Source organism: Bacillus sp. FSL M7-1020 (assembly GCF_038050415.1).
GTDB classification, from domain to species: Bacteria; Bacillota; Bacilli; order Bacillales; family Bacillaceae_G; genus Bacillus_A; species Bacillus_A toyonensis.
Map to the genome: position 1 here is coordinate 4,818,334 of NZ_JBBOTW010000001.1, position 25,085 is coordinate 4,843,418.

The window sequence follows — 25,085 nt, forward strand, 5'->3', positions numbered from 1 at the left end:
GTTACACCTCCACATCATACGGTTCATAATCTTTCCTAAGCGGATACCCTACCCAATCATCAGGCATTAAAATACGCGATAAATTCGGATGTCCCTTAAATGCAATGCCTAGCAGATCATACGCTTCTCGCTCCGGCCAATCAGCCCCTTTCCACAGCGCTGTTACCGATTCAACTTGCGGCTCTTCTCTATCCAGCTTTACCTTCACCGCTACAGACTGTTTCTTTCCATATGAAAATAAATGAACATACACTTCCATATGAGTCACAAAATCTGTCGCGTGTAGCTCTGACATATAATCAAAAGCAAGTCCCTCATGGAATCGTAGTAACTCCATCACCTCATAATATTTTGAAGGATCCACCACAAGAGTTGGTACATCTTTTGAAAGTTTATTAATATAGGAATCTACTAATGTGCTACCTCCTAATTTACCCCTAATAACCTCAACATACTGATTGAGATACGGCTGATTAACGGACGGCTCTTCTTGCTTCGGTACATCTTCCTTTTCACTTTCAGCATCCTTCGTCTTCGCCCTTGCCGCCGCAGCCGCTTTCGCCTTCGCTGCTGCAATTGCCTTCGCCTTTTCATCTCCCAAATTTCCATCACCTTGCGAAGCTTTCTGTTTCGCTAGCGCCGCTGCTTTTGCTTTCGCAGCTGCCACGGCCTTCGCCTTCGCTTTAGCCTTTTCTTCTTCCGTTACCTCTTCTGTTCCTTCTCTTTTTTGCTTCGCTAGCGCCGCCGCTTTTGCTTTCGCAGCTGCGGCTGCCTTCGCTTTGGCCTTTTCTTCTTCCGTTACCTCTTCTGTTCCTTCTCTTTTTTGCTTCGCTAGCGCCGCCGCTTTTGCTTTCGCAGCTGCGGCTGCCTTCGCCTTCGCTTTGGCCTTTTCTTCTTCCGTTACCTCTTCTGTTCCTTCTTTTTTTTGCTTTGCTAATGCTGCCGCTTTTGCTTTCGCAGCTGCGGTTGCCTTCACTTTGGCCTTTTCTTCTTCTGTTCCTTCTTCTGTTCCTTCTCTTTTTCGCTTCGCTAATGCTGCCGCTTTTGCTTTCGCAGCTGCGGCTGCACGTTGTTTTGCTTCTTCTACAGTCATTCCATCAATTTTTGGTAGCGCTTTCTCTTTTTCTTGATTTTCTCCCTCAAGCTTACTTATTTCCGCATCATGTTTCGCAACAAGACGTTTTCTCGCTTCCTCTTTCGCGCGCCTAGCAGCTTCTCTTTTCAGATCCTCTAAATCTTTATTTGGATTACTCATTTATTCGTCACCTGCTTCCCCGTCTTTGCCTCGTAACGAATTTTCTCTTTCAACTTATTAATTCCATAAATTAAAGCTGCAGGGTTTGGTGGGCATCCAGGAATATACACATCAACTGGTACAATTTGATCTACACCTTTCACAACAGCGTATGAATTCACATACGGACCACCAGCAGTCGCACAAGATCCCATCGCAATAACCCATTTCGGTTCAGGCATTTGATCATATAAACGCCTAACAATAGGAGCCATCTTCTTCGTTACCGTTCCCGACACAATCATGACATCTGATTGCCTTGGTGAAGTCCGAAAAAATGACCCAAATCGATCTAAATCGTAATGTGATGAACCTACTCCCATCATTTCAATCGCACAGCATGCCAGTCCGAATGTCATCGGCCATAAAGAATTACTCCTCGCCCACCCTTTTAACTGCTCCAATGTAGAAAAAAAGATATTTCTCTCTAATTCCGCTCGCTCATTTGGATGTAGTGCCTCAAAATTTATAACCATTGTAACACCTTCTTTTTCCAAGCATAAGCTAATCCAACTAGCAACATTACAACAAAGATGAGCATTTCAATTAATGCAAATAAACCTAGCTTGTCATATGCAACAGCCCATGGATATAGAAATAAAGTTTCTACATCAAAGATGACAAACAATAAAGCGAAAATATAGTAACGAGCATGAAACCGAATATTTGCATCATGAAAAGGCTCAATTCCACTCTCATACGTCGTCGCTTTTGCTGCACTTGGTTTGTTTGGGCGCAGCATCCTTCCTAATATAAGAGCCACTACCGGCAGTAATATGCCTACTAGCAAGAAAATCAAAACGATCATATAACTATTTTCATATACACTTGCCATTGTGAAACCCTCCCCCCTAAATTAAGAACAAGTTCACTTAGTAAACAATATGTCCCAGTTGCGACAAATATTATTTTTAAATTTTTCTAAATAATTAAACTATTTTATTTATTATAGCAAACTTCAAATTCCTATGTCGATATGTTGAGGACAGAAACAAGAATTATTAAAATCTATTTTTATAACTCGCTATACCTGTGCAAAATAAGTATAGAATTTATATATATTTTTTAGGCAATCACAAAAAATAAAAAGGGAAGTTTATATGTATATACCGTAGGTGATATAAATGAAAAAACAAACACATGTAAGTATTCTTATAATCATTTTATTGTTTTCTATCGCAATTCATTACGTAGCCATGCTCTTTCTATATGAATACTCATTTCCCTTTCAAATATTAATTGGAATGAGTACCCTATTAATTGATATTATCGCTTGTAGTTATATATTTTATTTTACAAATACGAAACAAGGGTTATCCCGTTTATTTTGGATCATATTATCTGTTGGGGCTCTCTCTTATTTCATTGGTGATATAGTTGTTTCCTATCAACGTTTAATTTTAAAGGACTACTATACGTTTGTTGATCCGTCTGACTTTTTTTACCTACTTTTTTTAATTAGCTTTGCACTTGTCTTTCTATACGAGATCATTTATAACCGGGACTTATTAGAAAAGCTTTTTATGATATGTGATATTTGTATTATCGTTACAGCCCAATTTACTTTAAGTTACTACTTACTTATTGAGCAAACCATTCACGTTTTCACAACATCCTATATCGATATATTTGTTCAACTTACCTATCCAATGGCTGATTTACTCTTTCTTTTAATTGGAATCAACCTTTTATTCAGACCATTATCCTTATTACCAAAACAAGTTGGTGCACTTCTTGGTAGTGCTTTAATTTTGTATGCTACTACAGATGCTATTTATGCTTATATAAAATATTTCACACCAGCGTATTCTATGTTTACAGTTACTCCGTTCTATCAAGTTGTTTTAGTGCTAGCAGCAATCGCCTGTATTCTTCATACGAAAGAGCCTGAAAAACAAGAGCAGGTACTATTAACGCCTAAATTTTGGGAATCAATCCGATTATTATTACCTTATATTTCTGTAGTAATGCTTATTATTTTTATATTGGCCGAATATGTTTTTGCCCCCATTGTAGTAATCGGGCTTATAATAACTTTCACTTTCGTTCTCATACGCCATAGTTTAGTTCGAAAACAAAATAAAATATTATTACTAGCCCAAATGCAATTCAACTTGGAACTCGAGAAACAAATTGAACTACGTACAGAAGATTTAGTAGAACAAAAAAATGAGCTCTATCATAACCAACAAATGTTTAAATCTTTATACGAGCACCATCCAGATCCAATCTTCACATTAGATTTGTACGGCAATTTTCTTAAAGTTAATAACGCTGGTACTACTTTACTAGGGTATCAAACGAATGAATTATTAAATCAACCTTACTACTCACTCATATACGAAGAAGATTTAGAAGAAATTATTAACGCCTTTCATCGCGTAAAAAAGGGGAATTCTATCTCTTTAGAAATACGAGCGTATCACAAAAACAGAGATATTTACTACTTGCATGTTACAGCTGTTCCCATCTTTTTAAAGGATCATATTTCAGGGGTCTACTTAATGATTAAAGATATTACGGAAAGCAAACAACAACAAGAACAAATTAATTTCCTAGCATATCATGATACTTTAACTGAACTTGCAAATCGCCGTGCATTTCATCAATATTTAGAAAAGGCGATTGCACGAGCAAAAATATCGAAAAGCTCCTTTGCTGTTATGTTTCTCGATTTAGACCGCTTTAAGGTTATTAATGATACTCTCGGGCATCGGGTGGGAGACCTCCTATTAATTGCAGTAGCCAAAAGGCTCGAACGATTATCAACACAGCATATGAAACTTGCTCGACTAGCTGGGGATGAGTTCACAATCCTCATCGAAAATTATAAAAAAAGGACAGATGTAAAAAAAATAGCTGATATGATTGTAGTGGCCATGAACAAACCATTCGAAATCGAAAATCAGCATTTACGAATCTCACCGAGTATCGGGATTGCAATATACCCTGAAGCAGGCGAAGACCCACTTTCTATTTTACAACATGCCGATATGGCCATGTACGAAGCAAAAAATAAAGGAAAAAATCGTAGTTCTCTTTATACGAAAGAACTATATAAGAAAATAGAACGAAAAGCTCGAATCGAAAAGGATTTGCCACTCGCTTTAGTAAACAAGGAATTTTATCTCGTCTATCAGCCACAAATTGATACGACAACAAATAAAATTATCGGCGCTGAAGCATTAATACGTTGGAAACATCCACTATTAGGTGACATTTCACCATGTGAGTTCATTCCAATTGTAGAAGAAACGCCACAAGTCGTTCCACTTGGACATTGGGTATTAAAAGAAGCCTGTCTCCAATTAAAAATATGGCATACCTTTGGCTATCAAAATTTAAAAATAAGCGTTAATTTATCAGCAAAAGAGTTCCAACAAAATCAATTAATCGAAAACATTTCACAAATATTAAACGACGTGCAGGTCGATCCAAAACATGTCACACTTGAGTTAACAGAACGAATTGCGATGATTAATGAAAAAGAAACACTATCGAGACTGAAGCAATTAAAAGAATACGGCATTCAAACGGCCATTGATGACTTCGGTACTGGCTATTCTTCTCTCGCTTATTTATCAATTTTCCCTATCGATACATTAAAGGTACCAAGAGAATTTACACAACTAGCCGATCATCGCCCTGAAGAAAGAGCCATCTTTTCCACTATCCTTTCTCTTGCAAATACTTTAAATCTCTCTATCATTGCTGAAGGAATTGAAACGGAAAAACAACTTAAGTTTCTACAAAAAAACAACTGTAAATATATGCAAGGTTACTATTTCAGTAAACCTTTAACAAGTAAACAGTTTATAAAATTTCTACAAAAAACACCCAGTATGAACAATTAGTTCACACTGGGTGTTTTTATCCCGCTATTTGCGAGAGTGAAAGTTCATTATCATTTTGGGATGAACAAAGCCCCCAATGATAACAGTTTCACTTTATATTGTTGTGGTTTTTTTCTCGTAATATTCTTCTGCAATCTCTTCGTAAAATGCTGAAGCTGTCGTATAGAAATATGGAATTAACCAGAGGAATCCAATCCCTAATGTAATACAACTTAATATAAACCAACCAATAAAACTTAAACATAAAATGAAATACTCCATTTTATGCCCATCCATCATACGACGACTTTCTGTAATAGCTTGATTCAATGAATACTCGGGATGATCGTTTATAATAAAATACGTCATCGCATAAGAAAATGATTTAATAATGCCTGGAATAATGAAAAGTAAAGTCCATAAAAGAAGATAAAGATTCACTAGTAAATATACTAAAAATGATTTTAAAAATCTTTTCCCCTCTGTAAACCAAACAAATATATTGCCGATACTAGCTTGTTTTTCACGAATGATATTTAAAGCCAGATAATACCCCCCTAAAGTTAATGGTCCGGTAACAAAAAGTGTAAGAATATCTATCGAAAATGAACCAGTTGTATCTTGCCAACCGAAAGTTGAAGAAAATCCCCACTTAACACTAAAACTAAACATCGTGATAAGAATTGAAATTAATAATGTTGCCCCAACAGCTAAGCCCCATTTTCCTTCTAGAGAGTCTAACGCTTCTCCTTTTAAATCACTAATCATAATTAGCCTCCTATACGTAACAATTCTATTAGTATAGCATGTTCTTACCGCAATTCATCTTTTGAAATATAACGATAAAAATGAGATGTCGTTGTACCCATATACGGACTAAGCCAAAGAAAACCTATTCCAAATGTCAAAATCGCTAAAATAACCCACCCTATAAAACTAAGCCATAAAAGAAACAAATCTAACTTATGTCCCTTCATAAGACTCTTACTTTCTTTCATTGCTTGTGACACACTATATTCTGGATTTCCAATCATTACATAGTACGTCATTGCATAAGAAAAATACATCACAATCATGCCAACGATTGAAATAGCTAATAGTACGAAGAAAGCAATTGCAAATGACGTATTCCCTTCTTCACCTAACAATGCAAATAAGCCTATTAACAACATCGGAATCCATGTACCTGTATATAACAAAATCGCAAGCATTGCCCACATTGTTTTCATCATTCTTTTAAAACCACGAAATCCTTCGAATAAGTAATCTACTTTAGCACCTTCTCGTTTACTAATCTGTAGACATACATTCGTATAACCGTATGATGTAATACCATACGATGCGTTACTCAAAATTATCATGATACAATAAAATACCCCAAATGTAATAGCTGCTCCAATTGATATTGTTTCCCCTTCAATTGAACCAGCGAAGCTAACAATTAAAAAAAATAGAATAAGTCCTGGAATTAAAAGTATAAGCATTGCAGCCATTGAAACAACATAACTTAAAATAAAATATAAAATCGTTGATCCAACACCTAGTCCCCAATTCCCCTTTAAAGAGTGCAACGCTTCTCGTTTCATTTCACCGATCATTGATTCATCCCCTTTATGAAATATAAATTGTTGTACATTCTCTACTTATACAACCATCAATGCAATTATACCATTTTTGTAAAATTATCCATAAAATACAATAAAAAAATCCGTAAAGGTTTTACCTTTACGGATTTTTTTATTTCATATCGGAAACGTTTAAACGGTTCACAGCACGTTGTAATGCCATTTCTGCACGTTTAAAGTCAACATGTGCTTGTTTGTCTTGCATACGTTGCTCAGCGCGACGCTTCGCTTCATTTGCACGATGGATATCGATATGGTTTGCTTCTTCAGCAGATGATGATAATACAGTTACTTTATCTGGACGAACTTCGATAAAGCCACCGCTAACTGCTACATAATCAGTGTGTCCACCATTTTTCAGACGAACTGCACTAATTTTTAATGGTGCAACAGTTGGAATGTGACCTGGTAAGATCCCCATTTCCCCACTCTCTGCTTTTACACTTACCATCTCTACTTCTTTTTCGTAAACCGGTCCATCAGGAGTTACAATACTGACTGGAAATGTCTTCATACTTCGTCCCTCCTAAGGCCTTACGCCATCATTTTCTTCGCGTTTTCAATAACTTCTTCAATGCCACCAACAAGGCGGAATGCATCTTCTGGAAGGTCATCATATTTTCCTTCTAGAATTTCTTTGAAACCACTAACTGTATTTTTTACAGGTACATAAGAACCTTTTTGACCTGTAAACTGCTCAGCTACGTGGAAGTTTTGAGATAAGAAGAATTGAATACGACGAGCACGATGTACAACTAACTTATCTTCTTCAGATAACTCATCCATACCTAAGATAGCGATGATGTCTTGAAGCTCTTTATAACGTTGTAAAGTTTGCTGTACTTGACGAGCTACTTCATAATGCTCTTCTCCTACGATTTCTGGAGAAAGTGCACGAGATGTAGATGCTAATGGATCTACGGCTGGGTAAATACCCATTTGCGTTAAACGACGCTCTAAGTTTGTTGTTGCATCTAAGTGAGCGAACGTTGTAGCTGGTGCTGGGTCAGTATAGTCATCGGCTGGTACATATACCGCTTGGATAGACGTGATAGACCCTTTATTTGTAGATGTAATACGCTCTTGTAATTGACCCATTTCTGTTGCAAGTGTTGGTTGGTAACCTACCGCAGATGGCATACGACCAAGAAGGGCAGATACTTCAGAACCCGCTTGCGTGAAACGGAAGATGTTATCGATGAACAATAGTACGTCTTGTCCTTGCTCATCACGGAAATGCTCAGCCATTGTTAAACCTGTTAATGCAACACGTTGACGTGCTCCAGGTGGCTCGTTCATTTGTCCGAATACCATCGCAGTTTTCTTGATTACGCCAGAATCACTCATTTCGTGGTATAAGTCATTACCCTCACGAGTACGCTCACCTACACCAGCGAATACAGAGATACCACCGTGCTCTTGTGCGATGTTGTTAATTAATTCCTGAATTAATACTGTTTTACCTACGCCGGCACCACCGAATAGACCGATTTTACCACCCTTAATGTAAGGAGCAAGTAAGTCTACTACTTTAATACCAGTTTCAAGAATTTCTACTTTAGTAGATAACTCTTCGAATGCAGGTGCTTGACGGTGAATTGGATCACGGTGTACATCCGCAGGAAGTTCACCATCTAAGTCAATTGCATCACCTAATACGTTAAATACACGACCAAGTGTTACATCACCAACTGGTACAGAGATTGCTTTACCAGTATCTTCTACTTCTGTGCCACGAACAAGTCCATCTGTGGAAGACATTGCAACTGTACGAACTGTGTCATCACCTAAATGAAGTGCAACTTCAAATGTTAAGTTAATGTTTGCTCCGTTTTCGTTGCTTTGTTTTACCGTAAGGGCGTTGTAGATTTCTGGTAGCTTTCCGCCATCAAACTTAACGTCTACAACCGGACCCATGATTTGCGTAACGCGCCCTTTATTCATCGGGTTCCCTCCTAGCTTTCTTTTAATTAGCCAGCTTTCTAAGAGAAGTCGGCTTTTAATTTTTTATTAGTTTATAGCTTATGCGACTCTTTTGACAGAGCCGCTTCCACTTTTTATTGAATCTAGTTCCAGCGGCTAGAACAGTCGGTCATTTCGCGCCTTCCTGCGAGGCAAATTACGCCTCTTCGTCAGGAGCTCCAATGCCCTCCTGTTCTGGACGAGCCGCTTCCACTTTTTATTACTATTCTAACGCTGCTGCTCCACCAACGATTTCCGTAATTTCTTGCGTAATCGCTGCTTGACGTGCACGGTTGAATGAAAGTGTAAGTGAATCGATAACTTCCATTGCGTTGTCTGTAGCACTCTTCATTGCTGTCATACGCGCCGCGTGCTCACTTGCTTTACCGTCTAGTAATGCACCGTACACTAAGCTTTCTGCGTATTGTGGCAATAATACTTTTAATATTTCTTCTTCAGAAGGTTCGAATTCATAAGCTGTCGTCGGTTTGTCAGACGCCACATCAGTAAGCGGTAAAATTTTATTTTCCGTTACTTCTTGTGAAATTTTACTTACGTAATGGTTGTAGTAAATATACAGCTCATCATAAGCACCATCTGCGAACATCGCAATTGCTCGAGAAGCAAGATCTTTAATATCAGTAAATGATGGGTGGTCAGATAATCCAACTACTTCATCAATGATGTTAAATCCGCGACGTTTTAAATAATCACGTCCTAGTCGGCCAAGCACAATAATTGAATATTGGTTTGAATCCATATTATGACGTTCACGAATCACGTTACTAACTGTACGTAATACGTTACTGTTATAACCACCTGCTAGTCCGCGATCAGATGTAATAACGATGTATCCTGTACGCTTTACAGGACGCGCATTTAGCATTGGATGATTAATTCCTTTACTTCCTTGCGCAATGCTCGCTACTACTTCTTGAATCTTTTCCATATACGGAACGAAAGATTTAGCATTTTGCTCTGCACGGTTTAACTTAGATGCAGATACCATCTCCATCGCTTTCGTAATTTGACTCGTTTTCTTTGTCGAGGTAATCTTCGCTTTTATATCGCGTAAAGATGCCACAGGTTTTCACCACCTTTTTTCCGGAAGTTGGCACGATTAGTAAGAATCCTCTTCCTAATCTACGTTGCAAGATATTCTTGCTCATGATTGAAGGAAAAGAATAGGTGCACCTACTCTTTTCCTCTACATAACCGTCAGCAATCTCAGAACCTGAGATGCCTTTTATATATACTATCTAGCTCCAGCGGCTTGAATGCTCGGTGGCTTCACTTCACATTCAAATCGAGCCGCTTCCGCTTTTATTAATTACTCAGAAGCTACGAATACTTTTTTAAATCCGTTAATTGCTGCTGCAAATTTGTCGTCATCCGCAAGTTTCTTAGTTGTGCGGATTTCGCTTAATAAGTCAGCTGCATTTGAATCTAACCAAGCATGGAATTCTTCTTCGAAACGAGTGATATCGACTACTGGGATATCATCTAGGAATCCACGTGTTAAAGCGTAAAGAATGATAACTTGTTTCTCTACACGTAACGGTTTGTGTAATCCTTGTTTTAATACCTCAACTGTACGAGCACCACGGTTTAGTTTCGCTTGCGTTGCTTTATCAAGGTCAGAACCGAACTGAGCGAACGCTTCTAACTCACGGTAAGATGCAAGGTCAAGACGAAGTGTACCTGATACTTTACTCATTGCTTTAATCTGAGCAGATCCACCTACACGTGATACAGAAGTACCCGCATCGATCGCTGGACGTACGCCAGAGAAGAATAGGTCAGATTGTAAGAAGATTTGTCCATCCGTAATCGAGATTACGTTTGTTGGGATGTAAGCTGATACGTCCCCTGCTTGTGTTTCGATGAAAGGTAGTGCAGTTAAAGAACCGCCGCCTCTTGCATCACTTAATTTTGCTGCACGCTCTAATAAGCGAGAATGTAAGTAGAATACATCCCCTGGATATGCTTCACGACCTGGAGGACGACGTAATAGTAATGAAAGCTCACGGTAAGCCGCTGCTTGTTTTGATAAGTCATCATATACTACTAATACGTGTTTACCATTGTACATGAACTCTTCACCCATTGTTACACCAGCGTAAGGAGCTAAGTATAATAATGGAGCTGGTTGAGAAGCTGATGCAGTTACAACGATTGTGTAATCTAATGCGCCGTGCTTACGTAGTGTTTCTACTACGTTACGTACAGTTGATTCTTTTTGTCCGATAGCTACATAGATACAAATCATATCTTCATCTTTTTGATTAATGATTGTATCAAGTGCAACTGCTGTTTTACCTGTTTGACGGTCACCGATGATTAACTCACGTTGACCACGGCCAATTGGTACAAGAGCATCGATCGCTTTAATACCTGTTTGAAGTGGCTCATGAACAGATTTACGATCCATTACACCTGGTGCTGGACTTTCGATTGGACGAGTGTTTGTTGTATTGATTGGGCCTAAACCATCAACTGGTTGACCTAATGGGTTTACAACACGACCGATTAGTTCTTTCCCTACTGGTACTTGCATGATGCGACCAGTACGACGAACTTCGTCACCTTCACGGATTTCTGTGTAAGGTCCTAAAATAATGATACCTACATTGTTTTCTTCTAAGTTTTGTGCTAGCCCCATAACGCCGTTAGAGAACTCTACAAGTTCACCAGCCATAACGTTATCAAGACCATGAGCACGCGCGATACCGTCACCAACTTGGATAACTGTACCAACATCACTAACTTCGATTTCAGACTGATAGTTCTCGATTTGTTGCTTTATCAGTGCGCTAATTTCTTCAGCTCTGATGCTCATGTGCTTCACCCCTATCTATTCTTCATTAATTCACGTTGAATACGTGCTAATTTTCCTTGTAAACTTCCATCATAAATGCGATTTCCAATACGTACTTTAATGCCGCCTAGTAAATCTTCATCTACAACATTTTTTACGCGAATTGCATCTTTTCCCGTTCTCTTTGCAAATGCTTCTGCAACGTTAAGCTTCTCTTCTTCAGATAGAAGACGAGTAGAATACACAGTTGCATCCGCTACGTTACGTTCTTCATTAGCAAGAACAACATATTCATCTGCAATTTCAGGTAAGATTTCAATGCGCTTGTTATCAATTAAAATATATAACGTATTTAAAATAGATTCAGAAACAGATCCGAATACGTTTGCAAGAAACGTTTTCTTCTGCTCTTTTGAAATGTTCGGTTGCGTTAAAAAGCTATGTAGTTCTCCGTTCTTTACATAAACGTTTTGTACAAGGCGTAATTCCTCTTCAAACATTTCTAATACGTGTTTTTCTTTTGCAATTTTAAAAAGAGCGACAGCATAACGTTTTGCTACAATCCCATTGCTCATCGCGCTTCTCCTACTTCTTTAATATAATCGCGAATTAACTTCACTTGATCTTCTTCTTTTAACTCTTTTTCAATTACTTTAGAAGCAATTTGAACAGATAAAGAAGCGACTTGTTCTTGTAAAGCAGCAATCGCTTGCTCTTTTTCGCGTTGAATTTCTTGTACAGCAGATGCTTTAATTGATTCTGCTTCTTCTTTCGCAGCAGCAACAATCACATCTTTTTGATCTACAGCTTGTTTTTTCGCTCTTTCGATTAACTCTTGTGCTTCAACACGCGATTGTTTTAACATTTCACGTTGTTCTTCTACTAATTTCTTCGCTTCAGCGTTACTTCTTTCTGCAGCGTCGATTTCACTAGTAACATGCTCTTCACGTTCTTTCATAATTCCCATTAAAGGACCCCACGCAAATTTGCGTAGCATTACTAATAGAAGTAAGAAAATGAACAATGTATAAGCAATCGTTCCAAATGGAATGGCAGCCCCTAATAATAAAGTTGGCACAAGGATTCACTCCCTTCAAAATATCTAAATTGATCATATGAAAAAAAAAGACATACGTTTCGTTCATAAAGCAATGGCGAAGAAAGTTCAAAAAACACTCTTCGCCATCTATGTAAGGGGAGTCTCCCTTATTTGTTCATTACGATGAAAGCAATAACTACACCGATGATTGGAAGTGCCTCAACTAAAGCAACCCCGATGAACATAATTGTTTGAAGTGCGCCTTTTAATTCTGGTTGACGAGCAACACCTTCGATTGTACGTGATACGATAAGACCGTTACCAATACCTGCACCTAATGCTGATAAACCAATTGCAATTGCAGCTGCGATTACACCTAAACTCATTTAATTTGTCCTCCTTTGTATTATAAAAAAATAAATTTTTTCTTACTTAAATTATATTAATGGTCATGGCTTACTTTATGAGCCATATAAACCATCGTTAACATAACGAAAATAAATGACTGGATTGATCCAACGAATACACTGAATCCCATCCATGCTAACATCGGTACAAGCGCACCTAATGCTCCAAGAACTGATGCTCCGCCTAACTTAGCAAGTAATCCTAACAGGATTTCACCTGCATAAATGTTACCGAACAAACGAAGACCTAACGTTAATGTGTTAGCAAACTCCTCAATAACCTTTAATGGGAATAAGAATTTCATAGGTTGGAAATAACCTTTAACGTATTCTTTCGTACCCTTCATCTTAATTCCATAATAATGGGTGAGGGTAACTACCATCACGGCTAATGTTAATGTAACTGCTGGATCAGACGTTGGTGATCTCCACCATGCAATATGTTCGCCAGCCTCAACTGTTGAATACATGAATGGTAAACCAAGGAAGTTCGATACGATGATAAACATGATAAGCGTAACGCCAAGCGTTAAGAAACGTCCACCTGTTTTCCAGTCCATCGTACTATTGATAATCCCTTTCACGAAGTCAAACACCCATTCCATGAAATTTTGCATTCCTGTTGGGCGAAGAGCTAAGCTGCGAGTTCCTATAACTGCGATTAAGAAAACAATAACTGCTGCTACAGTAACCATCATAACTGATGACAAATCGAACGTTAAACCTAGAAATTCAACTAATTTACCGTGTTCCACTAGTAATTCACCTCTCTTCCCTGCTCTTATACTCTAAATAAAGAAAATCTATGATCATGACAAGATATCCTGTCAGCAATCCTACACCTAAGCCCCACATCGCAATTAACTCTTGATATTTGGCTGCAAATAAAATTAATAACCCAATTGTCGCGAATCTCGAATATGTACTTACCGCTGTTGCCTTAAACTTCACGTTTTCTCCATTCGTTACGCGATCTAACAGCTTGTCTGTTCTACGTGCAATGATGCGCAAACTAAGAAAACTGAAAATCGTTCCGATAATCAGCCCAAGAAATACATCCTTGTAAGAGGTGAATCCCCATCCTAGCACTAGAAGCGCAAGCAAGTAGTACATATATTTCTTTTGTCTTTGGACAAGTCCATGTACGTCTATCATCATTGCTCTCCCGAATAGTAATGTCGAATGAGTCGAATCATTGCGTATACCCCTGTTCCTAATCCTAGTAATAAACCTATAATAAGAAACAATGGAAACGTTCCAACCTTATTATCAATCCACTGCCCACCAAAGATTCCAATAAGAATAGAACCGACTAATTGAGCAAGAATTCCTGACATTAAAGCATAAGCTTTTATATGGCTGCGGTCGTTTTTTTGCAAGGATTCATCCCTCCAATATGTAACCCTCATTCACGATGTGTTAATAATAACTCATTTTTTTGCATAAATCCTATACAAAATAAAAAGTTTACATTTTCGTCACGGAATAGATGTATTTTTGTCACTGAAAGCCCTACCATCTATCCCCGTTGTTAGCATACAATAGGGTATTAACAGTGTCAACGAGAAATCGTAAAAAATCAAAAAATTTGAGTATTAGGCATTTCCTCCCAAAAATGAAAACGTTCCCCTTCTAAATACTGGTTAGAGATATGCAATTTCTAACAGTTTTCTCTTTATAATAGAAGGAAATGTTCACAAGTTTGTCACTATTATATTTTTAAGATATAACGCTTTCCTTCCATAATATAGTGCTCCTTAGACGTAAGACTTCTATATTATATGTGTTGTGTATGCAACTTATGTTGTATACACGTTGCATATTTATCCCCCTCCCCTGCCTGCATACCCGGGACAAAAAAAGACGAGTAGGGAATTCCCTCTCGTCAGTTGTCTTACTTCGTTCCGAATAAACGGTCACCAGCATCACCAAGACCTGGCACTACATAACCGTGGTCATTTAACTTTTCATCTAATGCTGCTACATAAATATCAACATCAGGATGCTCTTCTTGTACTACTTTTACTCCTTCTGGAGCAGCTACGATACACATTAATTTAATTTGTTTCGCACCGCGTTTTTTCAGAGAGTTAATTGCTTCAGCTGCAGAACCACCTGTTGCTAGCATCGGATCTAGTACGATAAAGTCACGCTCTTCTACATCCGTTGGAAGTTTCACATAGTATTCTACCGGTTGCAATGTTTCAGGGTCACGGTATAAACCAACGTGTCCTACTTTTGCTGCTGGAATTAATTTCAGAATTCCATCAACCATTCCTAAACCTGCACGTAAAATCGGAATTAAACCAAGTTTTTTACCAGCGATCACTTTTGTTGTCGCTTTACTTACAGGCGTTTCAATTTCAATGTCTTTAAGTGGAAGGTCGCGAGTAATTTCGAAAGCCATTAAGCTTGCTACTTCGTCCACTAATTCACGAAAATCTTTCGTACCTGTATTCTTATCGCGAATATATGTAATCTTATGTTGAATTAACGGGTGATCAAATACATACAGTTTTCCCATGTGAATCTCTCCTTTAGATGATATTCATGCGTTTGCACGCTTTTTTACACTATTTACGATTGTAAAGAAAACGCTACTAATATTCAAGGGCAAATTTGGCAAAATCATGATTTTACGATGAATCTATCTAGTATCTTTACCAATAATGGGAGCTGTATCCTTCATTATATCGCCAAAATTTATTCATCATTTGTATACATACTTTAAAAACAATATATGTCCTCAAAAAAAACTGCTAAAACAAGTACGTTTCAGCAGTCTTTTTCAATCTATTATAGATCTGTATACATTGGGAATTTGCTCGTTAACGCTTCTACACGCTTACGTGCTTCTTCTAATGCAGCTTCATTTTCATGATTTTTTAATGTATAAGCAATAAGTGCAGCAATTTCATCCATGTCTTCTAAACCGAAACCACGAGATGTTACAGCTGCCGTACCGATACGTACGCCACTTGTTACAAATGGGCTTGCTGTTTCAAATGGGATTGTATTTTTGTTCACTGTAATACCAACTTCATCTAATACGTGCTCCGCTACTTTACCTGTGATTTCTAAATTACGAACATCAATCAAGATTAAGTGATTGTCTGTTCCACCAGAAACAAGTGTAAGTCCTTCTTTTTGAAGGCCTTCAGCTAAGCGGTTCGCATTATTAATGATATTTTGTGCATATGTTTTAAAGTCATCTTGAAGCACCTCACCAAATGCAACAGCTTTTGCAGCGATTACATGCATAAGTGGGCCACCTTGAATACCAGGGAAGATTGATTTATCAATTTGTTTTGCAAATTGCTCTTCACATAAAATCATACCACCACGCGGGCCACGTAATGTTTTATGTGTTGTTGTTGTAACGAAATGTGCATGTGGTACTGGGTTTGGATGTAAACCAGCAGCTACTAAACCAGCGATATGTGCCATATCAACCATTAAGTATGCGCCCACTTCATCTGCAATCTCACGGAATCGTTTGAAATCGATAACACGAGGGTATGCACTTGCACCTGCTACGATTAATTTTGGTTTATGTTCTTTCGCTTTTGCTAATACATCATCGTAATTAATACGGTGAGAGTCAGCATCCACGCCATATTCTACGAAATTATATTGTACTCCACTGAAGTTAACAGGGCTTCCGTGTGTTAAGTGACCACCATGAGATAAATTCATACCAAGTACTGTATCGCCTTGCTCTAGAATTGTGAAATATACTGCCATGTTCGCTTGTGCACCAGAATGTGGTTGAACATTTACGTGCTCTGCACCGAAAATTTCTTTTACGCGATCACGTGCGATATCTTCTACTACGTCTACGTGTTCACAACCACCGTAGTAACGTTTTCCAGGATATCCTTCAGCATACTTATTCGTTAAAACAGAACCTTGCGCCTCCATTACTGCTTCACTTACGAAGTTCTCCGAAGCGATTAACTCAATCTTTGAACGCTGTCTTCCTAGTTCTGCCTCAATTGCAGCAAATACCTTTTCATCTTGACGTTTTAAATGATCCACCAAAATCCCCCTTTTCTGAACGAATTACATCAATTCCCAACAGTTTTTTCTTATTTATTCAGAAAAAACGAAAATTCAGGTTGTAATTCTTTCGAACCTTCATGTTTTCAACTACATTCTAACATGACTTTCTATATCATAAAAGAAAAAAAAGACCGAAAATCGGTCTTTTCTTTCTTCTATTATAAAGTCAGACAACATACCTTTTATCCTATGATGAAAAGCTGCTATATGACTTCCTCATTTTTCGCATTTAACGGCAAGTAATCGTTTCTTCCTCCGCTGCATAAACAGCACGTGCTCCACCTATTAGTTTTCCACGTGTTTTCGCCATCGTTACATGTGCATTTCCAATTTCCTTCACACTTGTACGAACTGGAACAGCTACATGCTTTAAATGCATACCAATAAATGTATCACCAATATCCATTCCAGCATCCGCTTTAATAAATTCAACTACTACCGGATCTTTCAAATTGTGATACGCATATGTCCCCAATGCACCACCTGCTGATCTAACAGGCGTAACTGTTACAATTTCAAATTGATATTTTATCGCTACTTCTCTCTCAACTACTAAAGCACGGTTTAAATGCTCGCAACATTGGAACGCTAACGCAATACCTGTTTGCTCTTGAAATTGTTTTAACTCAGAAAAAATCGCCTCTGCTACTTCCATCGTTCCTGATGTTCCAATTCTTTCTCCTAGCACTTCGCTCGTGCTACACCCCACTACAAAAATTTGACCACTTTGCAATGAAGCTTGTTCTTGGAAATCAGAAAGCGATATTTGTAGCTGTTCTCTTACCTTTACGATTTCTGTCATTACGCCTCTTCCTTTCACAGGTTGGTTCACCAAATTATATTTCACACTACTGATAGTTAGAATCTATTACTTTGTTTCGTATGTTTTAATTTTTCCTACGCGGTTTTCGTGACGGCCACCTTCATAGTCAGTTGTTAACCAAATTTTTGCGATATCACGCGCTAGACCAGCACCAATTACACGCTCGCCCATTGCTAGCATGTTAGTGTCATTATGCTCTCTCGTTGCTTTCGCACTGAAAGTATCATGAACTAACGCACAACGAATACCGTTTACTTTGTTTGCCGCGATTGACATACCGATGCCTGTCCCACAAACTAAAATACCACGATCCACTTCACCATTTGCTACCATTTCCGCTGCTGGAAATGCAAAATCAGGGTAATCAACTGAACCAGCTTCACATTCACAACCTAAATCAATATATTCAATATTTAATTCTTCTAATAAACTTACAAGTTCTTTACGGATATTCATACCGCCGTGATCAGATGCTATTACTACTTTCATTTTTACCCCTCCAAAGTTTCAATCAATTATCTTCATTTCACATTCGCTACCTCAATAGGACGAAGTGATCTCCAATATCGTATTATACACGAAACATCAACCCTCTGAATGTTTTTTCAGTAAAGTTTGTACAAGTTTTTCCATCTCATCTAACGTTTCTTTATAAATAGAAAGCGATCCTCCAAAAGGATCTGAAATGTCTTTACCTATACCTTCAGTTAGTCCATATAATGTATTCAACTTCTTTTCAACACTCGGATAGTGACCAAGTACAATTTGCTTATGATTTTCCGTCATCGTTACGACAATATCAGCCCAATCAAGCAAAGCTTCATTTACCTGCTGCGCGGCATGATCGATTGAAATTCCTTTTTCAGCTAAAGCTTCCTTCGCATATATCGATGCATCGCTTCCAGGATAGGCGAAAACACCAGCAGATTGCACTTCAAACTTATCTCCTCCATGATGACGAAGTAATGCCTCAGCCATCGGACTACGACATGTATTGCCAGTGCAAACAAATAACACTCGTTTCATCCAAACCCACCCCTTATATTGTATCTTTTCCCTTTAATAATAGCTTACATTAGGATGGAACAAAAGAAATGTGAATATACAAAAGGCGCATTTTTCTAAGAAAAATGCGCCTATCCACATATATGTGAAACCCTATTTCCAAGTGCCTAGAGTATTTTAACATACCTACTAAACATACAACAAAAAATAAGGAATCCATTTCATATGAAACGGATTCCTTTTATACAACAATTATTTCATTGTAACTTTCATTACTTCTGTTGAACCTTTTGTAGCTGTTACACCTACAGTTGTCTTAATAGACTCAGCTGCATCTGTGTTTGTAATAACGATTGGAGTAATCGTGCTTTTCGCTTTTTCACGGATTAATTCTAAGTCGAATGAGATTAATTTATCTCCAGCTTTTACAGCTTGTCCTTCAGAAACGTGAGCTTCGAAACCTTCACCTTCCATTTTTACAGTTTCTAATCCAACGTGGATTAAAATTTCTGTACCGTTTTTCGCTTTAATTCCGATAGCATGTTTCGTGTGGAATAATTGTACGATTTCACCATCAACTGGAGATACAACTACACCTTCAGTAGGATCGATTGCAACACCGTCACCCATCATACGACCAGCGAATACTGGATCTGGTACTTCTTCAATATTTTTCACTGCTCCAGTTAATGGAGCTACAATTGTTTCTTCATTTGTTTTTGAACCAAGACCGAATAATTTTTTAAACATAGGATAGTCCTCCTTATAATTTACCTAAAAGTTTATAGGGCAATCCCTAGTAAAGCTCGGGATACATGTAAGACTTCATACTTCGAATATTATACTGTAAAAACGCTTTCGAAATAAATTACGTCATTACTAATAGACTCTTATTGTAGCGCTTCACAAAATTCCAGTCAATTCTGATTGTCTGAATAACAATAAGAAGTTAACTTCTACTTATATTTTCTCTTTTTTCGCCCAACTTGTCTAGAGGTCTTTACTACATTTTATTTTTTGTCGTTAATTTGTAAAATTTAATTCAAACTTTTTTCGAAATTCACTTGACTAAAGTAAGTAACTATTTTATTATTACTTACATAAGGTAAGTTAATAAACTTTCAGGAGGTTTTCAAAAATGATGGATTTCGGTCTTCTTATTATTCGTCTTATTATAGGAATTACATTCATGGGTCATGGTGCTCAAAAATTATTCGGTTGGTTCGGTGGTTATGGCTTAAAAGGAACAGGCGGTTGGATGGAATCAATCGGTTTACGCCCTGGTGTATTTATGGCATTTATGGCTGGTGCAACTGAATTACTAGGTGGTTTCTTATTCGCATCAGGTATTTTCACTGTAATTGGTTCATTATTTATCGTTGGAACAATGTTAATGGCAATCTTCACTGTTCACGGAAAAAATGGTTACTGGGTAACACAAGACGGATTTGAATATAATTTAATGTTAATCGCTGTCGCTGTTGGTGTCGCTTTAATCGGGCCTGGCGCATACGTTTTACTTTAATATTTATCTCAATTTCAAGATGTTTACTTAAAAAGAGATTACTTCAGTATAATTGAGGTAATCTCTTTTTTACATCATTAAAAAAATATTATTTCCAGCAGGAGTTTCCCACTAACATCTTGTAAACAAACAATAAGTCGTCATATTCAGAAGGGAGATTTTAAACATGTTATCAATTAATCCAAATGAACAAACGGAAAAAGAGAATTACAAATTATTAACGGGCAGCATTATTCCACGTCCCGTCGCATTCGTTACTTCTATAACAAAAGACGGTGTATTAAATGGAGCGCCTTATAGTTATTTCAATATTGTTGCTGCTAATCCACCACTTATTTCAGTTTCTGTACAACGAAAAGCAGGAACACCGAAAGATACTTCCCGAAACGCAATGGAACAAGGAGAGTTTGTTGTACATATTTCTGACGAATCTTACATAGAAGCGATTAATGAAACAGCAGCTAACCTTCCGCCAAACGAGAGTGAAATCGAACTAGCAAAACTAACACCAATTAAAAGTGACGTCATCTCTGTTCCAGGTGTGAAAGAAGCGAACATTCGAATGGAATGCGTACTAGAACGCGCAATCCCTCTTGGCGGAACGGAAGACTCACCAGCTTGCGATCTACTAATCGGACGCATCGTTCGTTTCCACGTCGCAGAACACCTATACGAAAAAGGCCGCATTCACGCAGAAGGACTAAAACCAGTAAGCCGTCTAGCAGGACACAACTACGCAAAACTAGGAGAACAATTTGAATTAGTGCGGCCAGTTTAAAAGCAGAAGCGGCTCGCTCAGAATGGGAGGGGGATGGAGCTTCTGACGTAGAGGCGCTTTTTGCCTCGTAGGAAGACGCGAAGCCACCGACCATTCTAGCCGCTGGAGCTGGATATATTTTAAAGCGAAGGTAACTTAATTACTTCCATCAATCAATGATAAAATCCCCCGCTAAGAAGCGGGGGATTTTATTTTTATAATTCTTCCTTCTTTTCCTCTAAAGTAGGCAATTTCTCTTTTTTCGGTTTCCCAAGCTTAATTACTAAGAAATATAGGGAAAGCAATGTAATAAGAAAAACAATTAAAAAAGGGTATGGAGAATAAAAAGTACGCGCTGCCTCAGTCTTTCCGGCAACAAACTTCAATGACTCAATATCTAAAAACTCAGCAAACATTTGTACACCGAGCATACTAAACCAAAAAACAAAAAAACTAATAATAATACCAAAAACTTGCTTCAATCTCGTCATTCATCTCATCCTTTCTATATCTGTAATTTTTAGTGCAATAAATATAGTACAAACAAAATATGCACAGAAAGGAACCATCTCACCATTCACGAATTAACTTAATCCAACCTAACATCGAAATTTGCAAAATAATACCCCAAATTATAAGTCTTCTTAGCCACCGAGGAAAGAAGGTTAAAAACTTAACATACCATTCCAATAGCGTGTTCATAATTCCCTCCTACATAAAATTATATAGGAAAAAGGATATATAATCCAAATCCAACCAGAATGATACCACCTACTATCTCACCATATGTACCGAGTATACCTTTCGCATGTCTACCAATTAATAAACCAAACCACGCTAATAACATGCTAATAAATCCAAAAAGTAATATTGTAATAATCGTCTGTGCTCCGTAAATACCAAGACTAAGGCCTACCGAAAAGCTATCTATACTGACGCCAAATGCAAATACAAATAAACTAATTCCAATAGGAGCTGTTCTAGTCTCTTCGTTTTCTAAAATAGACGAATATACGATATAAAACCCTAGACCAATTAATAAAATAGCACCTGCAAAATGTGCAATGTCCCCATACTTCTCTGATAAAAAACGACCTAATACCATTCCTATAAATGGCATGATTATATGAAAAATCCCTATCGTCATACCGATATACAGGATTTGTCTTAACTTTAAGGTCATCATCCCCATACCAAGACTCACCGAGAACGCATCCATCCCTAAGGCGAATGCCATAATTATTAAAGGTATTAGCTGTTCAAACGTCATTCATGTCCCTCCTCGGACGTGCTACTTCAAAATATGCTTATCCGAGGAGAAATATTCTGTTTGCTAATCGTACATTATCATTCAGTAATAATATGATGTCCTGCTGCTTTTGTTAAGCGATTCATTATTGCATTCCCTATTCCGTCATTCGGGAACGACTCACTAAAAATAACATCCACTTCACTTGCATCGAACGTTCTAAGTACATCATATAATTTGGTCGCAACACTAGCTAAATCACTTCGCATACCACAAGATAATACGACATCTGCACTATATACATGCTGATATTCTTCTGTCGTTAATACACCTACTTTAAATCCTTCATCCTTCTTCTTATCCACAAGACGCTGAATAAACTCACGTGATCCTTCAACAATACTAAGTGGCGCTTTCGGTGCATAATGTGTATATTTCATTCCAGGTGATTTCGGTTTTTCCTTCTCGTCCTTTAAAGCTGGATCTAAAGAAACAGTACCTATTACTGCTTCCAATTGTTCTTTCGTAATCCCGCCTGGACGTAAAATTGTTGGAATCTCACTTGTACAATCGATTACAGTTGATTCAACGCCTACTCCCGTTGCCCCACCATCAACAATACCTGCAATCTTTCCATTTAAATCTTCATATACGTGAGAAGCTAACGTTGGGCTTGGACGCCCTGAACGATTCGCACTCGGTGCTGCAACCGGTACATTCGCCTCCTCAATAAGAGCGAGCGCTACTGGATGATCCGGCATTCTTACTCCAACCGTATTAAGACCTGCCGTCACCTTCTCAGAAATACCTTCTTTTCTTGGCAAAATAATCGTTAATGGTCCTGGCCAAAAGTGTTCCATTAACTTCTCCGCAACCGGCGGAATTTCATTTACAATCCCATCTAACTGAGATTTTGTACCTATGTGAACAATAAGTGGATTATCACTTGGTCTCCCTTTTGCTTCAAAAATTTTCGCAATTGCTTCATCATTCATCGCGTTTGCACCTAGCCCATATACCGTTTCCGTAGGGAAGGCAACCGCTTCGTTTTCTCTTAATAGTCTTGCTGCTTCTTGTAACTGTGGATAATATTTTTTTCTTTCCACAACATTATCCACAACCCACATATTTGTGTGCATTTTTTTCCACGTCCTTTTCTACCCTGAAATACTTGTCTATTTTTAGTTTACTATGAGATTTATCCAAAAGACAAACAAGGTTTATCCACAAAATGTGGATAAACCTAATTAATCCGTGGATAACTTTGTGAATAGCTGACAATTTAGTATTATTGCATTCGGCTCTTTTATATTTTTACAAAAGTGTTCTAGCTGTCGAATTCCCTCTGGCACTTTCTCTCTCTCTATAGTGACAAAGTCAAAAAACTGAAAGATTGTTATAGATTGTGGATGATTTGTTAGTAAGTACAATTGTCGAATATTTTTTTCTTTCATATACTGCAAAAACATTTCGAAAAAATATAAGAAAGTCTGTTTATCCACATGAGGTGTGAATAAACAAGAACGAATAAGTGCATTTTCTTCACTTTGTTCATATCCAATTACAGCTCGTATTTCTTCCGCCTCTTCCAAAATCATAAATTGTGCGTATAACTCATTTATTTTATCATCTTTTTTATTAGCTTGTCCGAAAAAAGAATGTAATCTTTCTACATCCTCTTTCGTAGCAAAATACACTTTCTTCATAATAAATCCCTCCTCATCTTTATATATGAGAAGGGACTTGTTAATAGTACTATTTAGAAAATAAAGATGTAAAAGCTTCTACAATAAATAATTTAACTTCTGGCTTTTTTTCTTCCTCTTCTACTTGTACATACTCATTTTGTTTTTCTTGCTTTTTCTCCACAGGATTCTCTACTTTTTCCACTGTTTTTGTTTCTTCTTTACTTACAGGCTGTTCTTCTACTTTTATTTCATTTTTTACTACTTTCTTTTCAGAAGCTGTTACCTTTTTTGCTACTTCCTGTTTTACAACTTTCTTTTCCTTCACCTTATCCTCTTCTATCTTTGGTGAATCGACTATATCCCCTTCAGCTTGTTCCACTTGATCTTCTTCAGGAGATTCAGCCTTCACAACATGCTCTTCTTTTCTTACAGCTGTACCACTTGAAAAATCTAAGAAACACATTGGAGGAAATAACACACACCACCAATTCGCCCCTTCACCTTTTCCAATTGTAATGAGTACCGCTTCATATTCTCCTGCTGGATAAATAAAATTCCCATATACCTTTGTAGGAAACTTTACATTCTTACCAAATTTCACTTGGAATGACTCTGTACTGCCTTCCTTTTTCAGCGTGTTTTTCACTGTTTTTTCGATTTCTGGAATATGACTTTGAATTACCTTTCGCGCCTCTTCAAATGACGTTAAATCTGCTACCCATCCATCAATTTGCGCTTTTACTTCATCGCGTACTTTACGCTTTAACGCCTGATCTTTATCTGAATCACTATTTGCTAAAATTCTTAATCGAACGGCCTCTTTCGGAATAACAGAAGGCCCTTTCGCATCAGCTTTCATATATCCAAACTGCACAAGTAACTGTGCACCAATTAATAATAGAAGAAGATAAGCAATAACTTGTTTTTTCATTTCCTCCACCGTCCCCTCTACAAACAGTGTGGACAGACTTTCATCTTTCTAAACTATTAAATTCAAA

The 25,085-nt window shown here is 37.6% G+C and carries 31 protein-coding genes; 3 read left to right on the forward strand and 28 right to left on the reverse strand.

Translation table 11 applies throughout. The features are described 5' to 3' along the window. Window position 1 precedes the first annotated feature (1 nt). From MHB70_RS24865 to nuoA, 3 genes are read right to left on the reverse strand one after another with little or no spacing between them, the layout of a single operon-like run. On the reverse strand, window positions 2-1,255 hold the full coding sequence (locus MHB70_RS24865) for an NADH-quinone oxidoreductase subunit C (RefSeq protein WP_341343696.1): 1,254 nt from the start codon (window positions 1,253-1,255) through the stop codon (window positions 2-4). Continuing rightward, window positions 1,252-1,770 (reverse strand): NADH-quinone oxidoreductase subunit NuoB, encoded by a 519-nt coding sequence (gene nuoB / locus MHB70_RS24870; protein WP_000236327.1) that lies wholly within the window; start codon window positions 1,768-1,770, stop codon window positions 1,252-1,254. The genes MHB70_RS24865 and nuoB overlap by 4 nt, the downstream gene beginning before the upstream one ends. After that, the gene (gene nuoA / locus MHB70_RS24875; RefSeq protein WP_061529773.1) at window positions 1,761-2,129 is read right to left on the reverse strand and encodes an NADH-quinone oxidoreductase subunit NuoA; all 369 of its coding nucleotides are present in this window, start codon (window positions 2,127-2,129) and stop codon (window positions 1,761-1,763) included. Before nuoA ends, nuoB begins: the two co-directional genes overlap by 10 nt. 289 nt (window positions 2,130-2,418) lie before the next feature. Here nuoA and MHB70_RS24880 point away from each other — a divergent pair, with 289 nt between their 5' ends. Beyond that, window positions 2,419-5,148 carry a putative bifunctional diguanylate cyclase/phosphodiesterase gene (locus MHB70_RS24880; RefSeq protein WP_061529772.1) on the forward strand — a complete coding sequence of 910 codons (2,730 nt, stop codon included), beginning with the start codon at window positions 2,419-2,421 and terminating at the stop codon, window positions 5,146-5,148. 93 nt (window positions 5,149-5,241) lie between these two features. Here MHB70_RS24880 and MHB70_RS24885 read toward each other — a convergent pair whose 3' ends face one another. The 19 genes from MHB70_RS24885 to MHB70_RS24975 all read right to left on the reverse strand — a co-directional run bounded on the left by MHB70_RS24885 (window position 5,242) and on the right by MHB70_RS24975 (window position 19,618). Beyond that, window positions 5,242-5,895 carry a DUF975 family protein gene (locus tag MHB70_RS24885; protein WP_000622472.1) on the reverse strand — a complete coding sequence of 218 codons (654 nt, stop codon included), beginning with the start codon at window positions 5,893-5,895 and terminating at the stop codon, window positions 5,242-5,244. Window positions 5,896-5,939: 44 nt separating this feature from the next. Continuing rightward, entirely contained in the window at window positions 5,940-6,725 is a 786-nt protein-coding gene (locus MHB70_RS24890) for a DUF975 family protein (protein ID WP_000578813.1), read from the reverse strand. A 139-nt stretch (window positions 6,726-6,864) separates the two neighbouring features. Continuing rightward, window positions 6,865-7,266, reverse strand: a complete 402-nt coding sequence (gene atpC, locus MHB70_RS24895) for a F0F1 ATP synthase subunit epsilon (protein WP_000847214.1) — start codon at window positions 7,264-7,266, stop codon at window positions 6,865-6,867. A 20-nt stretch (window positions 7,267-7,286) separates the two neighbouring features. Further along, window positions 7,287-8,696: a F0F1 ATP synthase subunit beta gene (gene atpD / locus MHB70_RS24900; RefSeq protein ID WP_061529771.1), complete on the reverse strand. Its 1,410-nt coding sequence runs from the start codon at window positions 8,694-8,696 to the stop codon at window positions 7,287-7,289. A gap of 241 nt (window positions 8,697-8,937) precedes the next feature. Beyond that, the gene (gene atpG / locus MHB70_RS24905; RefSeq protein ID WP_000157703.1) at window positions 8,938-9,798 is read right to left on the reverse strand and encodes a F0F1 ATP synthase subunit gamma; all 861 of its coding nucleotides are present in this window, start codon (window positions 9,796-9,798) and stop codon (window positions 8,938-8,940) included. Window positions 9,799-10,044: 246 nt separating this feature from the next. Beyond that, on the reverse strand, window positions 10,045-11,553 hold the full coding sequence (atpA, locus tag MHB70_RS24910) for a F0F1 ATP synthase subunit alpha (protein WP_000027515.1): 1,509 nt from the start codon (window positions 11,551-11,553) through the stop codon (window positions 10,045-10,047). Window positions 11,554-11,564: 11 nt separating this feature from the next. After that, window positions 11,565-12,107, reverse strand: a complete 543-nt coding sequence (atpH, locus tag MHB70_RS24915; RefSeq protein ID WP_000064687.1) for a F0F1 ATP synthase subunit delta — start codon at window positions 12,105-12,107, stop codon at window positions 11,565-11,567. Continuing rightward, window positions 12,104-12,610 (reverse strand): F0F1 ATP synthase subunit B, encoded by a 507-nt coding sequence (atpF, locus tag MHB70_RS24920; protein WP_001142619.1) that lies wholly within the window; start codon window positions 12,608-12,610, stop codon window positions 12,104-12,106. The genes atpH and atpF overlap by 4 nt, the downstream gene beginning before the upstream one ends. A 128-nt stretch (window positions 12,611-12,738) precedes the next feature. Then, the gene (gene atpE / locus MHB70_RS24925) at window positions 12,739-12,957 is read right to left on the reverse strand and encodes a F0F1 ATP synthase subunit C (protein WP_000052064.1); all 219 of its coding nucleotides are present in this window, start codon (window positions 12,955-12,957) and stop codon (window positions 12,739-12,741) included. Between the two features lie 56 nt (window positions 12,958-13,013). Beyond that, window positions 13,014-13,733 (reverse strand): F0F1 ATP synthase subunit A, encoded by a 720-nt coding sequence (gene atpB / locus MHB70_RS24930; RefSeq protein ID WP_000399876.1) that lies wholly within the window; start codon window positions 13,731-13,733, stop codon window positions 13,014-13,016. A 7-nt stretch (window positions 13,734-13,740) separates the two neighbouring features. Then, window positions 13,741-14,133: an ATP synthase subunit I gene (locus MHB70_RS24935; RefSeq protein WP_000567600.1), complete on the reverse strand. Its 393-nt coding sequence runs from the start codon at window positions 14,131-14,133 to the stop codon at window positions 13,741-13,743. Further along, window positions 14,133-14,357: an AtpZ/AtpI family protein gene (locus MHB70_RS24940; protein WP_001171219.1), complete on the reverse strand. Its 225-nt coding sequence runs from the start codon at window positions 14,355-14,357 to the stop codon at window positions 14,133-14,135. Before MHB70_RS24940 ends, MHB70_RS24935 begins: the two co-directional genes overlap by 1 nt. 26 nt (window positions 14,358-14,383) lie before the next feature. Then, entirely contained in the window at window positions 14,384-14,497 is a 114-nt protein-coding gene (locus MHB70_RS24945) for a DUF4024 domain-containing protein (protein WP_000232961.1), read from the reverse strand. Between the two features lie 375 nt (window positions 14,498-14,872). Next, window positions 14,873-15,502, reverse strand: a complete 630-nt coding sequence (upp, locus tag MHB70_RS24950; RefSeq protein ID WP_000517536.1) for a uracil phosphoribosyltransferase — start codon at window positions 15,500-15,502, stop codon at window positions 14,873-14,875. A gap of 272 nt (window positions 15,503-15,774) precedes the next feature. Further along, the gene (gene glyA / locus MHB70_RS24955) at window positions 15,775-17,016 is read right to left on the reverse strand and encodes a serine hydroxymethyltransferase (protein WP_000349812.1); all 1,242 of its coding nucleotides are present in this window, start codon (window positions 17,014-17,016) and stop codon (window positions 15,775-15,777) included. A gap of 253 nt (window positions 17,017-17,269) precedes the next feature. Beyond that, the gene (locus tag MHB70_RS24960; RefSeq protein ID WP_000136360.1) at window positions 17,270-17,842 is read right to left on the reverse strand and encodes a TIGR01440 family protein; all 573 of its coding nucleotides are present in this window, start codon (window positions 17,840-17,842) and stop codon (window positions 17,270-17,272) included. A gap of 66 nt (window positions 17,843-17,908) precedes the next feature. After that, a complete protein-coding gene (gene rpiB / locus MHB70_RS24965; protein ID WP_000869542.1) occupies window positions 17,909-18,352 on the reverse strand; it encodes a ribose 5-phosphate isomerase B in 444 nt (147 codons plus the stop codon). A 96-nt stretch (window positions 18,353-18,448) separates the two neighbouring features. Beyond that, window positions 18,449-18,889 carry a low molecular weight protein arginine phosphatase gene (locus MHB70_RS24970; protein ID WP_000832365.1) on the reverse strand — a complete coding sequence of 147 codons (441 nt, stop codon included), beginning with the start codon at window positions 18,887-18,889 and terminating at the stop codon, window positions 18,449-18,451. 231 nt (window positions 18,890-19,120) lie between these two features. Then, on the reverse strand, window positions 19,121-19,618 hold the full coding sequence (locus tag MHB70_RS24975; protein WP_000473666.1) for a PTS sugar transporter subunit IIA: 498 nt from the start codon (window positions 19,616-19,618) through the stop codon (window positions 19,121-19,123). 388 nt (window positions 19,619-20,006) lie between these two features. On the opposite strand from MHB70_RS24975, the gene MHB70_RS24980 reads away from it, so the two are divergent. Both MHB70_RS24980 and MHB70_RS24985 read left to right on the forward strand, forming a co-directional pair. Next, window positions 20,007-20,393, forward strand: coding sequence for a DoxX family protein (locus tag MHB70_RS24980; RefSeq protein WP_000968621.1), 387 nt, complete (start codon window positions 20,007-20,009; stop codon window positions 20,391-20,393). Between the two features lie 166 nt (window positions 20,394-20,559). After that, on the forward strand, window positions 20,560-21,171 hold the full coding sequence (locus MHB70_RS24985; protein WP_000949060.1) for a flavin reductase family protein: 612 nt from the start codon (window positions 20,560-20,562) through the stop codon (window positions 21,169-21,171). A gap of 194 nt (window positions 21,172-21,365) precedes the next feature. Here MHB70_RS24985 and MHB70_RS24990 read toward each other — a convergent pair whose 3' ends face one another. From MHB70_RS24990 to spoIIR, 6 genes are all read right to left on the reverse strand, one after another. After that, window positions 21,366-21,641 carry a DUF3935 domain-containing protein gene (locus tag MHB70_RS24990; RefSeq protein WP_000197483.1) on the reverse strand — a complete coding sequence of 92 codons (276 nt, stop codon included), beginning with the start codon at window positions 21,639-21,641 and terminating at the stop codon, window positions 21,366-21,368. Window positions 21,642-21,720: 79 nt separating this feature from the next. Next, window positions 21,721-21,852 (reverse strand): hypothetical protein, encoded by a 132-nt coding sequence (locus tag MHB70_RS24995; protein ID WP_001094286.1) that lies wholly within the window; start codon window positions 21,850-21,852, stop codon window positions 21,721-21,723. A gap of 19 nt (window positions 21,853-21,871) precedes the next feature. Next, window positions 21,872-22,420 (reverse strand): manganese efflux pump MntP, encoded by a 549-nt coding sequence (locus tag MHB70_RS25000; protein ID WP_000142481.1) that lies wholly within the window; start codon window positions 22,418-22,420, stop codon window positions 21,872-21,874. A 77-nt stretch (window positions 22,421-22,497) separates the two neighbouring features. After that, window positions 22,498-23,538 carry an L-threonylcarbamoyladenylate synthase gene (locus tag MHB70_RS25005; protein WP_000557365.1) on the reverse strand — a complete coding sequence of 347 codons (1,041 nt, stop codon included), beginning with the start codon at window positions 23,536-23,538 and terminating at the stop codon, window positions 22,498-22,500. A gap of 108 nt (window positions 23,539-23,646) precedes the next feature. Then, window positions 23,647-24,105: a mechanosensitive ion channel protein gene (locus MHB70_RS25010; RefSeq protein WP_000758449.1), complete on the reverse strand. Its 459-nt coding sequence runs from the start codon at window positions 24,103-24,105 to the stop codon at window positions 23,647-23,649. 49 nt (window positions 24,106-24,154) lie between these two features. Beyond that, the gene (gene spoIIR / locus MHB70_RS25015) at window positions 24,155-25,018 is read right to left on the reverse strand and encodes a stage II sporulation protein R (RefSeq protein WP_000745080.1); all 864 of its coding nucleotides are present in this window, start codon (window positions 25,016-25,018) and stop codon (window positions 24,155-24,157) included. Window positions 25,019-25,085: the final 67 nt, after the last annotated feature.